At 69.4% G+C, this 11,994-nt stretch carries 12 protein-coding genes; 8 read left to right on the forward strand and 4 right to left on the reverse strand.

Annotated features, from left to right (window positions below):
• Positions 1-5: 5 nt before the first annotated feature.
• Genes HLH48_RS15010 through HLH48_RS15020 form a run of 3 tightly spaced genes read left to right on the forward strand, consistent with a single transcriptional unit; the run spans position 6 to position 2,924 of the window.
• A complete protein-coding gene (locus tag HLH48_RS15010) occupies positions 6-1,238 on the forward strand; it encodes a cytochrome b (RefSeq protein WP_182998306.1) in 1,233 nt (410 codons plus the stop codon).
• On the forward strand, positions 1,235-2,017 hold the full coding sequence (locus tag HLH48_RS15015; protein WP_182998307.1) for a cytochrome c1: 783 nt from the start codon (positions 1,235-1,237) through the stop codon (positions 2,015-2,017). Before HLH48_RS15010 ends, HLH48_RS15015 begins: the two co-directional genes overlap by 4 nt.
• Positions 2,007-2,924, forward strand: a complete 918-nt coding sequence (locus tag HLH48_RS15020) for an S-methyl-5'-thioadenosine phosphorylase (RefSeq protein ID WP_182998308.1) — start codon at positions 2,007-2,009, stop codon at positions 2,922-2,924. The genes HLH48_RS15015 and HLH48_RS15020 overlap by 11 nt, the downstream gene beginning before the upstream one ends.
• Positions 2,925-2,946: 22 nt before the next feature.
• Here the strand turns inward: HLH48_RS15020 and HLH48_RS15025 are convergent, their stop codons facing one another.
• Complete coding sequence (locus HLH48_RS15025; RefSeq protein WP_182998309.1) at positions 2,947-3,615, reverse strand: dienelactone hydrolase family protein; 669 nt, start codon at positions 3,613-3,615, stop codon at positions 2,947-2,949.
• A gap of 45 nt (positions 3,616-3,660) precedes the next feature.
• Here HLH48_RS15025 and HLH48_RS15030 point away from each other — a divergent pair, with 45 nt between their 5' ends.
• The gene (locus HLH48_RS15030; protein WP_182998310.1) at positions 3,661-3,861 is read left to right on the forward strand and encodes a DUF4169 family protein; all 201 of its coding nucleotides are present in this window, start codon (positions 3,661-3,663) and stop codon (positions 3,859-3,861) included.
• 7 nt (positions 3,862-3,868) lie between these two features.
• Here HLH48_RS15030 and HLH48_RS15035 read toward each other — a convergent pair whose 3' ends face one another.
• A complete protein-coding gene (locus HLH48_RS15035; protein ID WP_182998311.1) occupies positions 3,869-4,129 on the reverse strand; it encodes an usg protein in 261 nt (86 codons plus the stop codon).
• Between the two features lie 269 nt (positions 4,130-4,398).
• On the opposite strand from HLH48_RS15035, the gene HLH48_RS15040 reads away from it, so the two are divergent.
• On the forward strand, positions 4,399-4,689 hold the full coding sequence (locus tag HLH48_RS15040) for a co-chaperone GroES (protein WP_114726807.1): 291 nt from the start codon (positions 4,399-4,401) through the stop codon (positions 4,687-4,689).
• 55 nt (positions 4,690-4,744) lie between these two features.
• Entirely contained in the window at positions 4,745-6,385 is a 1,641-nt protein-coding gene (groL, locus tag HLH48_RS15045) for a chaperonin GroEL (RefSeq protein ID WP_182998312.1), read from the forward strand.
• A gap of 6 nt (positions 6,386-6,391) precedes the next feature.
• Here groL and HLH48_RS15050 read toward each other — a convergent pair whose 3' ends face one another.
• On the reverse strand, positions 6,392-7,381 hold the full coding sequence (locus HLH48_RS15050; protein ID WP_182998313.1) for a LysR family transcriptional regulator: 990 nt from the start codon (positions 7,379-7,381) through the stop codon (positions 6,392-6,394).
• A 109-nt stretch (positions 7,382-7,490) separates the two neighbouring features.
• Between HLH48_RS15050 and HLH48_RS15055 the strand changes: the two genes are divergently transcribed.
• Positions 7,491-8,549 (forward strand): YeiH family protein, encoded by a 1,059-nt coding sequence (locus HLH48_RS15055; protein ID WP_182998314.1) that lies wholly within the window; start codon positions 7,491-7,493, stop codon positions 8,547-8,549.
• Positions 8,550-8,727: 178 nt separating this feature from the next.
• Complete coding sequence (locus tag HLH48_RS15060) at positions 8,728-8,931, forward strand: cold-shock protein (RefSeq protein ID WP_012225746.1); 204 nt, start codon at positions 8,728-8,730, stop codon at positions 8,929-8,931.
• An 8-nt stretch (positions 8,932-8,939) separates the two neighbouring features.
• Here the strand turns inward: HLH48_RS15060 and HLH48_RS15065 are convergent, their stop codons facing one another.
• A complete protein-coding gene (locus HLH48_RS15065; protein WP_182998315.1) occupies positions 8,940-11,933 on the reverse strand; it encodes an ATP-dependent DNA helicase in 2,994 nt (997 codons plus the stop codon).
• Positions 11,934-11,994 lie beyond the last annotated feature (61 nt).

An 11,994-nucleotide genomic window follows, 5' to 3' on the forward strand; every position in this document is an offset into this window, starting at 1 on the left:
GATCGATGACGGACGCTGATTCCCGCGACAGGCCGGATCAACAGGAAGGCGAGGGCGTTCTGTCCTGGCTGGACGCGCGGCTGCCGGTCGTCTCGGCCTTTCGCCGGGAATATGTCGACTACCGGACGCCGCGCAACCTGAACGGGTTGTGGAATTTCGGTGCCATCCTGACCGTCGTGCTGATGGTGATGCTGGCGACGGGCGTCTTTCTCGCGTTCAATTATACGCCGACCGCATCGGGGGCCTTCGCGTCGGTCGAGGCGATCGAGCGCCAGGTGCCGAGCGGGTGGCTGCTGCGGTCGATCCATGTCGCGGGCGCCAGCATGTTTCTGGCCGCGCTCTATATCCATCTGTTTCGCGGCCTGTATTACGGATCGTACAAGGCGCCGCGCGAGATGGTGTGGCTGACCGGGCTGGTGCTGCTGGCGATGGTGATGCTGGCCGCCTTTGCCGGCTATGTGCTGCCCTGGGGGCAGATGTCGTACTGGGGCGCCGACGTGGCGGGCAAGGCGGTCGACGCGATCCCGGCCGTCGGGCCGTGGCTGGAGCATTTCCTCCAGGGTGGGGACGCGCCGGGGGACGTGTCGCTGCATCGCTTCTTCATCCTGCACATGGTGCTGGCCTTCGCGGTGCTGGGCGTGGTGGGGGTGCATGTCGCGGCGCTGCATGTGACGGGATCGAACAACCCGCTGGGAGTCGAGCCCCGGGGGGCGCGCGATACCGTGCCGTTTCATCCTTATTATACCAGCAAGGATGCGCTGGGGCTGGTCCTGTTCGCGCTTGTGTTCGCGGTCGTGGTGTTCTTTCTGCCGCATGTCGTGTTCGAGGCCGAGAATTACCGTCCGGCCAATCCGCTGCATACGCCGGCCGATATCGAGCCCGAGTGGTATTTCCTGCCGTTCTACGGAATCCTACAGTCCGTGCCGTCGAAGTTCGGCGGGCTTCTGGCCTCGGTGGGGGCGATCCTGGTGCTGTTCCTGGTGCCGTGGCTGGACCGGTCGCCGATCCGCTCGGCACGGTTCCGGCCGTTCTATCGGGTCTGCATGGGGGGGCTGGTCGTCTGCTTCGTCCTGCTGGGCTTTGTCGGCCGGCATCATGCGCAGGGGGGGTGGATGATCGCGGGGCGGATCGCGGTGGTGTATTATTTCGCGCATTTTCTGGTTCTGCTGCCGCTTTCGGCGCGGACGGAGCGCGGGGTCGTGCTGCCGGACAGCCTTGCCGGAGGGCGCGGGGCATGAGGGGCGCGGCGATCCTGCGGCTGGCGGCGGTGCTGGGGTTCGCGGCGCCGCTGGCCGATCTGGCGCCGGCGGCCGCGCAGGCCGGGCCGCATGACCGGCCGCCGCATCGGGCCTGGGGGTTCGAAGGGCCGCTGGGGCGCTTCGATCTTTCCGCCGTTCAGCGGGGATATGCCGTCTATGCGCAGGTCTGTTCGGCCTGCCATGGCATGAAATCCATGACCTATGGCGACCTGACGGGGATGGGGCTGACCATGGAGCAGGTCGGCCGGATCGCGGCCACGCAGCAGGTGCCGGGCGGGGTGGACGCGCAGGGGGACCCGGTGACGCGCGCGGCGACGCCGGCCGATCATTTCCGCGATCCGTTCGTCAATCCCGAAGCGGCGGCGGCGGCCAATAACGGCGTGGCGCCGCCCGACCAGTCGCGGCTGGCGCTGGTCTATCCCGGCGGGCCGGACCGGATCTACGCGCTGCTGACCGGCTATCGGCAGCCGCCGGCGGGGTATCGGCCCAGCCATGCCGGCGCGGTCTACAACCCCTATGCCAGCAACCGCGAGATCGCGATGCCGCCGCCATTGCGCGACGGGCAGGTCGTCTATACGGACGGCACGCCGGCCACGACGGCGCAGGAGGCGCGGGATGTCACCACCTTTCTGGCGTGGGTGGCGCAGCCTCATCTGGCGGCGCGCCATCGGCTGGGGGCGCAGGTGATGCTGTATCTTCTTTTTCTTGCCGTTCTGGCATTCCTTCTGAAACGGAGAGTCTGGTCCGATGTCCACTGAAACCACCGCCCTTTCGGCTGCGCAGGATAGCGTCGAACCCGTGATCGGCCTGATCGGCGGGTCGGGCCTGTATGATATCGACGGGCTGGAGGACAAGCAGTGGCGCGCGGTCGAAACGCCGTGGGGCCAGCCCTCCGACCAGTTGCTGTTCGGCCGGCTGGGCGGCGTGCGCTGCGTGTTTCTGCCGCGCCACGGGCGGGGGCACCCGATTCCGCCGTCGCGGCTGAATTATCGCGCCAATATCGCCGCGCTGAAGATGTCGGGCGTGACCGACATCGTGTCGCTGTCGGCCGTGGGGTCGCTGAAGGAAGAGTTGCCGCCCGGGCATTTCGTCATCATCGACCAGTTCATCGACCGGTCCTTCGCGCGGGAGAAGAGCTTTTTCGATACCGGCTGCGTGGCCCATGTGTCGGTGGCCGATCCGCTGTGCCCGCGCATCGGCGACGTGCTGGAAGGGGCGGCGCGGGACCTGAAGCTGGATGTGACGCGCGGCGGAACCTACCTGGTGATGGAAGGCCCGCAATTCTCGACCAAGGCGGAGAGCAGTCTCTACCGGTCTTGGGGCTGCTCGGTGGTGGGCATGACCAACATGCCGGAGGCCAAGCTGGCCCGTGAGGCGGAGATCTGCTACGCGACCGTCGCCATGGTGACCGATTACGATTGCTGGCATCCCGACCATGACAGCGTGACCGTCGATGCCGTGGTGAAGGTGATGATGGCGAATGCCGACCGCGCCCGCGCGCTGGTCAAAGCGGTGGTCCCGGCCCTGGGGCGTCCGCGCGGCCTGTGCCCGGCCGGGTGCGACCGGGCGCTGGAACATGCGCTGATCACCGCGCCTGAGAAGCGCGACCCCGCCCTGGTGGCGAAGCTGGAGACCATTGCCGCCCGCGTGCTGTCGCGCGGCTGATACGCGCCGGGGGCTCCGGCGGTTATAGCGTCAGGTCGAAAAAGGCCAGGCTGCGGGTGCGGGCGAGGTCCGCGGCGGGAGCATTGAAGCTGGCGCGCTCCGGGCAGCCGAACCCGTGCCCGGCATCGGGGTAGGTGTAGACCGGCAGGTCGGGGTGCGCCGCGCGGATGGCGGCGACGTCGGAGAGCGGGATCGAGCCGTCGGTCTCGCCGAAATGCAGTTCGACCGGGCAGCGGGGGATGAGCGCGCGTTCGGCGGCGATGCCGCCGCCATACCAGCCGACGGCCGCCCCGAAATCGCCGGTGCGACAGGCGGCCTGCCAGGCGATCGTGCCGCCCCAGCAATAGCCGATGATGCCGGTATGGGCCGGTGGCAGTCCCAGCGACCGGGCGGCGGCGCGGATGTCCAGCAAGGTCTCCTCGGCCGGGATCGTGGCGCGCAGGCTCAGGCCTTGCCGCACGCCGTCCTGGTCATAGGCCAGTTCCACGCCGCGTTCGGCGCGGTCGAACAGCGCCGGGGCGATGACCCGGTATCCCTCGGCGGCGAAGGACTCGGCGACGGCGCGGATATGCCGATTGACGCCGAATATCTCCTGCACCACGACCAGCGCGCGGGGCGCGGCGGCCGGGCCGGCGACGCAGGCGGAAAGCGTGTGACCGTCGGCGGCGGTCAGGGTGATGGTCTGGCTCATGGCCGGGTCCTTTTCTGTCCGGGCGATGGCCGGTAGAGTGGCGCCATGGCAGAAATCGTCAACCTGCGGCAGGCGCGCAAGCGCCGCGTCCGCGCCGAGCAGGCCGCCGTCGCGGCGACGAATCGCGCCCTGCATGGCCGCACGGCGGCCGAGCGCGAACGCGACCGGCAGGAGGCCGAACGGGCCCGGCGGACGCTGGACGGCGCGCATCTGGACGGCGGTCCCGAGGGGGACACGCCGGCCTGAGAACGGTTCAGTGAAGGGTCAGGCTGGCCGAGGCATGGCGCAGGGCCGCGGGCGCGATCATGGCCTGCTGTGCCACCCGGACGGAATGCAGCCGGCCCTCCAGCGAGCGGGTCCAGAAATCGAGGAACCGGCGGAGCTGCGGATAGGACGGTGCGAGGTCCAGCTCCTGCCAGATATAGGCCTGGAGCAGGGCCGGGTGGTCGGGAAGCCGATAGAGGATCTCGGCGGTGGTCAGGCGGTAGTCGTTGAGCTGGAGCCGCAGGGACATGGACACCTCGCTGGATCGACGGTTGGACACACCGCGAGCCTGCGTGAGCGGCGAGGCGGATTTCAAGAAAAATTCTTTTATTCCCAGAAACCTGGCAGTCGTCGAAAGAAAGTGCTGCCAGGGCGTTGACAGTGCGGGGGGCTGCGCCTACCTGTGTGCTGGCACTCTCGCAAGGAGAGTGCTAAAGCGACGCGGCTCTGGCGCGCGTGCCAACCCGGTGGCGTTGCTTATTCAAGGGCGTTACCTTTTTTGACGTGGAGCGATCCATAATGACGAATTTTCGGCCCCTGCATGACCGTGTGGTCGTCCGTCGCCTGACCGGCGAAGAGAAGACGGCTGGCGGCATCATCATCCCCGACACCGCCAAGGAAAAGCCGATGGAGGGCGAGGTTATCTCCGTCGGCCCCGGCGCGCGGAACGAGCAGGGACAGATCGTCGCCCTCGACGTGAAGGCGGGCGACAAGGTGCTGTTCGGCAAATGGTCGGGCACCGAGGTCAAGATCAATGGCGAGGAGCTGCTGATCATGAAGGAAAGCGACATCATGGGCGTGATCGCCTGAGGTCCTTCCTCCCTTTCCTTTCTGATTAACGAGTTTCCTACAGGAGAATTCTGATATGGCAGCCAAGGACGTAAAGTTCGGCGGTGACGCTCGCCAGCGCATGCTGCGGGGCGTGGACATTCTGGCCGACGCGGTGAAGGTGACCCTGGGCCCGAAGGGCCGGAACGTCGTGCTCGACAAGAGCTTCGGCGCGCCGCGCATCACGAAGGACGGTGTGTCGGTCGCCAAGGAGATCGAGCTGGCCGACAAGTTCGAGAACATGGGCGCCCAGATGGTGCGCGAAGTGGCCTCGAAGACCAATGACGTGGCTGGTGACGGCACCACGACCGCGACCGTGCTGGCCCAGGCCATCATCCGCGAGGGCGCCAAGGCCGTGGCCGCGGGCATGAACCCGATGGACCTGAAGCGCGGCGTCGACAAGGCCGTCGCGGCCGTCGTCGATGAGCTGAAGAAGAACACCAAGAAGATCACGACCCCGGCCGAGACGGCGCAGGTCGGCACGATCTCGGCCAATGGCGAGCATGAGATCGGCGAGATGATCTCGCAGGCCATGCAGAAGGTCGGCAGCGAGGGCGTCATCACGGTGGAAGAGGCCAAGGGCCTGCATACCGAGCTGGACGTCGTCGAGGGCATGCAGTTCGATCGCGGCTATATCTCCCCGTATTTCATCACGAATGCGGAGAAGATGGTTGCCGATCTGGACAACCCCTACATCCTGATCCACGAGAAGAAGCTGTCGTCGCTTCAGCCGATGCTGCCGCTGCTCGAGAGCGTCGTGCAGTCCGGTCGTCCGCTGCTGATCCTGGCGGAAGACGTCGATGGCGAGGCGCTGGCGACCCTGGTCGTCAACAAGCTGCGTGGCGGCCTGAAGATCGCCGCCGTCAAGGCGCCGGGCTTCGGTGATCGTCGCAAGGCGATGCTGGAAGACATCGCGATCCTGACCGGTGGCCAGGTGATCAGCGAAGATCTGGGCATCAAGCTGGAAACCGTGACCCTGGCGATGCTGGGCCGCGCGAAGAAGGTCCGGATCGAGAAGGAAAACACCACGATCGTCGAGGGTGCCGGCGCATCCGACGACATCAAGGGTCGTTGCGCCCAGATCCGCGCGCAGGTCGAGGAGACCACCTCGGACTACGATCGCGAGAAGCTTCAGGAGCGTCTGGCGAAGCTGGCGGGCGGCGTTGCCGTCATCCGCGTCGGCGGCTCGACCGAAGTCGAGGTGAAGGAGCGCAAGGATCGCGTCGACGACGCGCTGCATGCGACCCGCGCCGCCGTCGAGGAAGGCATCGTTCCGGGTGGCGGCACGGCGCTGGCGCGTGCGTCGGCCGCTCTGAGCCATCTGCACTTCCACAACGAGGACCAGCGCGTCGGTGCGGAGATCATCCGCAAGGCGCTTCAGGCTCCGCTGCGCCAGATCGCCCACAACGCGGGTGAGGACGGTGCGGTGATCGCCGGCAAGGTGCTGGAAGTCAGCGACTACAACTATGGCTTCGATGCCCAGATCGGCGACTACAAGGATCTGGTCGCGGCCGGTATCATCGACCCGACCAAGGTCGTTCGTACCGCGTTGCAGGATGCGGCGTCGGTTGCCGGCCTGCTGATCACCACCGAGGCGATGGTGGCCGAGAAGCCGGAAAAGAAGGCCCCGCCGGCCCCCGGTGGCGGCATGGGCGGCATGGGCGACATGGATTTCTGAGATCCGTCAGCCTGCCGGCCCGGGCCCAGCGCCCGGGCCGGAAGCCGCTTCATCCGGCAGGAAAGAGCCGTCCGTTCGCGGGCGGCTTTTTTTTGTCCCGACATCGGAAGCACGACCCGGGTGTTCCGCCGAGGTGATGAAGGCCAGCAGGGCGTCCGCCGCCTTGCTGCGATAACGCTCCTTGTGACGCAGCCCGAAGAAGGTCCTGGGGCCGAAGGCGCATGGCGCCGCGTGCAACGTGCCGGCGCGGAGGCCGGGGGCCACGACCAGGGACGACAGGGCGGCGATGCCAGCGCCGGCCTCGACGGCGGTACGCACGCTTTCGTTGGAGGGCAGCACGAGGGCCACGTCGAGGGTGTCGGGCGCGATGCCGAGCCGGTGCAGGTGCTGGTCGAGCGTCGAGCGCGTGCCCGATCCTTCCTCGCGCATGATCCAGCGGGCGCGTCGCAGCCATTGCGCGTCGATGGGCGCGCCGTCGAACGGTCCGGCCTGCACCAGCAGCAGCCGGTCCTCGCCGATCGGCCAGCGTGCCAGTGCCGGATCGTCGATCTCGCCCTCGATGATGCCGATTTCGGCCTCGCCGTCACGGACATGGGTGGCGGCCTGTTCGGTGTTGCGGATCGTGAGGGCGATCGACAGGGCCGGATAGCGGCGATGAAAGCCCGCCAGCAAGGGCGGCAGCCAGTAGGCGGCGATGGTCTGGCTGGCGACCACGCGCAGGATGCCGCGCCTGAGTGCGCCCAGATCGTCCAGCGCGGTCTCGGCGGCGGTGGCGCGGGCCAGCACGGCGCGCGCTTCGGCCAGGAACAGCCGGCCGGCTTCGGTCAGGGTGATGCCGCGGCCGACCCGATGAAACAGGCGAACGGCGTGGCGGTCCTCCAGCGCCGCGATGGCGGCCGATGCCGCCGACTGGGTGATGTTCAGCGCCCGCGCCCCGGCTGTCATATGCTCGCGCTCGGCCACGGCGAGGAAGATGCGAAGCTGTTCGAGGGTCATGGAGGAGGCCTGTCCCGATCGATCTGTTCTGGTGATTGAAACCACAAGAATGATGCGTTGGATAGAATGGTTGGCCAGGGGGTAACACGGGCGGCGAAAAGGAGACATCATGACGCGTTTCGCCCCCCGTCGCGCAGCGATATTGGCCTGCTTCCATCGGGAAGGGACCCTGGCACCCGGTATCGCGCTTTGCCTGCTGGTGACGGGCGCGGCCTTTGCCCTGGCGGAGGTGGAGCGTGTGGTGACCGGTCGGGCATGGCTGGAAGCGCTGGTGCTGGCGATTGTGTGCGGAACGGCGGTGCGCGGTCGTTGGACGCCCGCCCCGACATGGCGGCCCGGTATCGCCTTCTGCGCGAAATATCCGTTGGAGGCCGCGATTCTGCTCCTGGGCGCATCGGTGAGCGAGACGGTGATCCGTGCCGCCGGTCCGGCGCTGCTGGTGGGGATCGCCTGCGTGGTGGCCATGGCGATCGTGCTGGGTTTCGGGATCGGCCGGCTGTGCGGCCTGCCGGCGCGCATGGCGCTGCTGGTCGCCTGCGGCAATGCGATCTGCGGCAATTCGGCCATCGCGGCGGTCGCCCCGGTGATCGATGCCGACGAGGACGAGATCGCCGCGTCGATCGCCTTTACGGCGCTGTTCGGTGTGGTGGTCGTGCTGGGGCTGCCGCTCCTGGGCCTGGTGCTCGGCATGGGTGGGGTCGCCTATGGCGCGCTGGCGGGGCTGACCGTCTATGCCGTGCCGCAGGTCATGGCCGCCGCCGCGCCCATGGGCGTGGTGGCGGTGCAGATGGGGATGCTGGTCAAGCTGGCGCGCGTGCTGATGCTGGGGCCGGTCTGCCTCGTCCTGTCGCTGCTGACGCGTCCGGGGGGGGAAGAGAGACCGGCGGCGGGCAGCATGGGGCGTCCGCCGCTCGTGCCGTGGTTCCTGCTTGGCTTTCTGGCTCTTGCGGCCTGCCGGCTGCTTGGATTGGTCCCCGTCGGCGCGGTCGTGCAGCTTGGCGAGGGGGCGACGGGCCTGACGGTGCTGTCCATGGCGGCGCTCGGGCTGAGCGCCGACCCGCGGATGGTGATGGAGGCGGGCGGCCGGATGGTGGCGACGGTGGCTTTGTCGCTCCTCGCCCTGGCGGGGTCTGCCCTGGCGCTGATCGGGATGCTGCATCTGGCATAGGCGCGCAGCGGTTTTTTAACGAAGCGGCATTCGGATGGTTTGACAAACCGGCAGGGTTCGTGCGCCCATAACCGCATCTGGATCGATGCCGGTCGTCGGCGGGCTGCCCGTCGGATAGTGCGTGTCGGGCAGACAATGGTCGAGCGGCATCATGCCGGCAACAAGGGACGAAGTGACTATGGCGACGGGTACCGTGAAGTGGTTCAACGCAACCAAGGGGTTTGGCTTCATCATGCCCGAGGACGGGGGCAAGGACGTGTTCGTACACATTACCGCCGTCCAGGCGGCTGGCCTGCGCGGCCTGAACGAGAACCAGCGCGTCAGCTATGACGTCGTGACCGAGCGCGGCAAGGCGGCGGCGTCGAACCTCAAGCCGCTCTGACGGCGGGACTACGGGGCGGGAGGCCGCGCGGCCGTCCCGTCCATCGGGGCGCGCAGGAAGGCTTCCAGGTCCCGCGCGGTCTCGGCCAGGCCGGCCCGGCGGATGGCGACGCCGTCGGGGAAGGCGGACAGCAGCCGTGAGGGCGCCCGGCGGTCGAGCAGCACGAACGCACCCCGGTCGCCGGCGCCGCGGATCAGCCGGCCGAAGGCCTGGCGCAGGCGCAGGCGCGCGATCCGGTCGTCATACGCGCCCGGCGCCCCGTGCGACAGGTGCGTGCGGCGTTCGCGATGCAGGATATCCGGGCGGGGCCATGGCACGCGCTCGAACACCACCAGGCGCAGGGACTGGCCCGGCACGTCCACGCCGTCGCGCATCGCATCGGTGCCCAGCAGGCAGGAATTGGCCTCCGACCGGAAGATATCGACCAGCGTGGCATTGTCCATGCCGTCGACATGCTGGGCATAGAGCGGGATGCCTGCCTCTTCCAGCGGCTGCGACAGGCGCCGATGCACCGCGCGCAGGCGCGAAATCGCGGTGAACAGGCCCAGGCCGCCGCCCCCGGCGGCCAGGAACAGCGTGCGGTAGGCGGCGGCCAGCGCGCCGATATCGTCATGGGCCACGTCGGTCACGATGAAGGCGCGGCTCTGCTGCCGGTAGTCGAACGGGCTGGCCAGCGACGCGCGCAGCGCGGGAGAGGGCAGGTGGCTGGCGCCGGTCCGGGCCTCGGCCGCTTCCCATGCGCGTTCGGCTTCGTCCGGGTCGCCACGGCCGTTTTCGTCGCGCAGGGTCGCGGAGGTGATCAGCACGCCATGCGCCGGTGCCGCCAGGACGGTGGCGAAGGGGATGGTCGGATCCAGCCAATGGCGATGGAGCCCGACATCCTGCTCGCCGGGGCGCTGGCCCTCGCGCCGGTCCATGCGGATGAAATCGACATGTTGCGGCGCCCCGAGCCGGGTGTCGTCGCGCGGTTCGCCGATCGCGCGGAGCATCGCGCTCCATCCGTCGGCGCGGCTGAGCGCGCGGCGGCGCATCGTGCGCACCGCGGCTTCGATCCGTTCGCGGGTGGCGGGGTCCAGGTCGCCCGATTCGTCGTCCAGCCGTTCCAGCAGCCGGTCGACCAGGGCGCGCAGGGCGGCCGACAGCCGGTCCAGCGCCCGGGCCAGCGTGGCGGCGGCCGGCGGGATGTCGTCGGCCAGCGGGCGCAGGTCGCATTCGATGGCGCCGGGCTGGGCCCGGGGTTGGGCCCAGGGGGATGCGGTGTCGCCGGCGCGGCTGCGCGCCAGGACCTGGCAGGCCAGCAGATGCAGGAAATGTTCGCAGGGATTGGGCAGGGAGTCGCGGGGCGGGGAAGAACGCTGCGGGGCCGCGGGGTCGTCGCCGGGTCGCGCGGGCAGGGACGCCTGCACCATGTCGGCCAGGCGGCCGGACCAGCCGGGGGCGGGCAGGGCGTGGGCGGCCTGGAGCACGGCGTCGAGCGGTGCCTCCAGCCGGGCGTCGCCGACCACCAGATCGTCGAGGCGGCGTTTCAGGCCACGGGCGCGGGATCGCGCGCCCTCGGCACCCAGCAGCCAGCGGCGCAGCTCCGCCGCCTCCAGCCCCGACAGTTCGACGGAAAACGCGCTGTCGGCCGCGTCCATCACATGATGGCCCTCGTCGAACACGTAGCGCGTGGGAATATTGTCCTCGTCCGAGGTGGTGTCGCCGCCCATGGCGTGCCAGGCGGCCTGCGTCATGACGAGGGCATGGTTGGCGATGACCAGGTCGGCCTGGCGGGCCCGCCGGATCGAATGTTCGACGAAGCAGCGCTGGTAATGCGGGCAGGCGCCATGGATACATTCGCCCCGCCGGTCCGCCACGCCCGCCAGGGTGCCGCGCCCGAACAGGTCGCCGAACCAGCCGGGCAGGTCGCCGCCCGTCAGGTCGCCGTCGGCCGTGACGCCGGCCCAGCGGGCGAGGAGCGACAGGGCGATGATGCCGCCCGAGGGCGCGCCCGAAGTGCCGTCCTGCGGGCCGCTCCGGTTGCCGGCGACGTTTACGGCCTCTTCCATGTTCAGCAGGCACAGATAATTCTCCCGCCCCTTGCGCAGGACGACGTGCTGCCGCCGGATCGCCGGGTCGGGGTAGAGGCGCGCCAGTTCGCCCTCGATCTGGCGTTGCAGGTGCCGCGTGTAGGTGCTGATCCAGACCGGGCCGCCATTGCGCTCCGCCCACAGGCTGGCGGGCGCGACATAGCCCAGGGTCTTGCCGGTGCCGGTGCCCGCTTCGGCCAGCACCATGTGCGGGTCGCCCCGGGTCAGGCGGGGGGCGAAGGCGGCGCTGGCGGCGGCGGCGAAATCGGCCTGGCCGGCGCGGCTTTCCGCGTGGGCGCCCAGCATCTCGCCCAGCCGGCGCCGTGCGTCGGCCGCCGGTACCGGGAGGCTGGACGGCGCGGGGCGGGGGGCGGTTTCCTCCCATTTCGGCAGGCGGCGCCAGACGCGGATGGCGTCGCCCGGTTGCAGGACCTCGGCCGGCAGCCTGGCGGGGGCGGCCAGGGCCGCCAGGACGCTGGGCCCCCATGCCCAGCCGGCGTGGTTCATCCGTACCGCCAGCGCCGTCATCTCCTCGCCGGCAGGCGTGGGGCGGCGGGCGGCGATGTGGTCGAGGAGGATTTCGGCCAGTTCCGGCAGCAGGTCGGCTTCGGCCGCGCCGATATGCGCTTCGTCCAGTTCCAGGGCCAGCGCCAGGCCCCGCGCCGTCGGCGGGACCGTGCGGCCGGGCATCGCGAACAGGAACAGTTCCAGCAGGTCCAGCCAGGGGGTCGGCTGCGGGGGCGGCGAAAGGCCCAGCCGGCGCGCGGTCAGCGGCGCGTGGACCACCAGGGGTGGCGGCATGTCGCGCAGCAGGCGCGCGGCCTCGTCGCCCGGCAGCGCGAGCAGTTCGCCGTCCGGGGTCAGCAGCGAGCAGGTGCCATGGCGTGCCACCAGGGCGGGCGGCAGGTCCGGTGAGGGGGGCGGTGTGGCCATTGAAGGAACATATAGGGGACAAATCGCCGCCTGTCGCCCATCCGGCGGACAGATGTTGTAT

This window comes from Gluconacetobacter sacchari (assembly GCF_014174255.1).
GTDB lineage: Bacteria > Pseudomonadota > Alphaproteobacteria > Acetobacterales > Acetobacteraceae > Gluconacetobacter > Gluconacetobacter sacchari.

Excerpts from the sequence above, each read along its gene's own strand:
- HLH48_RS15035 (WP_182998311.1), bottom strand. The coding sequence starts at position 4,129 with ATGTCCCTGCGGCTCCAGCTCAACGACTACCGCCTGACCACCGCCGAG.
- HLH48_RS15050 (WP_182998313.1), bottom strand. The coding sequence starts at position 7,381 with ATGACCCTCGAACAGCTTCGCATCTTCCTCGCCGTGGCCGAGCGCGAG.
- HLH48_RS15060 (WP_012225746.1), top strand. The coding sequence starts at position 8,728 with ATGGCGACGGGTACCGTGAAGTGGTTCAACGCAACCAAGGGGTTTGGC.
- HLH48_RS15040 (WP_114726807.1), top strand. The coding sequence starts at position 4,399 with ATGACGAATTTTCGGCCCCTGCATGACCGTGTGGTCGTCCGTCGCCTG.
- HLH48_RS15010 (WP_182998306.1), top strand. The coding sequence starts at position 6 with ATGACGGACGCTGATTCCCGCGACAGGCCGGATCAACAGGAAGGCGAG.
- HLH48_RS15025 (WP_182998309.1), bottom strand. The coding sequence starts at position 3,615 with ATGAGCCAGACCATCACCCTGACCGCCGCCGACGGTCACACGCTTTCC.
- HLH48_RS15065 (WP_182998315.1), bottom strand. The coding sequence starts at position 11,933 with ATGGCCACACCGCCCCCCTCACCGGACCTGCCGCCCGCCCTGGTGGCA.
- HLH48_RS15055 (WP_182998314.1), top strand. The coding sequence starts at position 7,491 with ATGACGCGTTTCGCCCCCCGTCGCGCAGCGATATTGGCCTGCTTCCAT.
- HLH48_RS15015 (WP_182998307.1), top strand. The coding sequence starts at position 1,235 with ATGAGGGGCGCGGCGATCCTGCGGCTGGCGGCGGTGCTGGGGTTCGCG.
- HLH48_RS15020 (WP_182998308.1), top strand. The coding sequence starts at position 2,007 with ATGTCCACTGAAACCACCGCCCTTTCGGCTGCGCAGGATAGCGTCGAA.
- groL (WP_182998312.1), top strand. The coding sequence starts at position 4,745 with ATGGCAGCCAAGGACGTAAAGTTCGGCGGTGACGCTCGCCAGCGCATG.
- HLH48_RS15030 (WP_182998310.1), top strand. The coding sequence starts at position 3,661 with ATGGCAGAAATCGTCAACCTGCGGCAGGCGCGCAAGCGCCGCGTCCGC.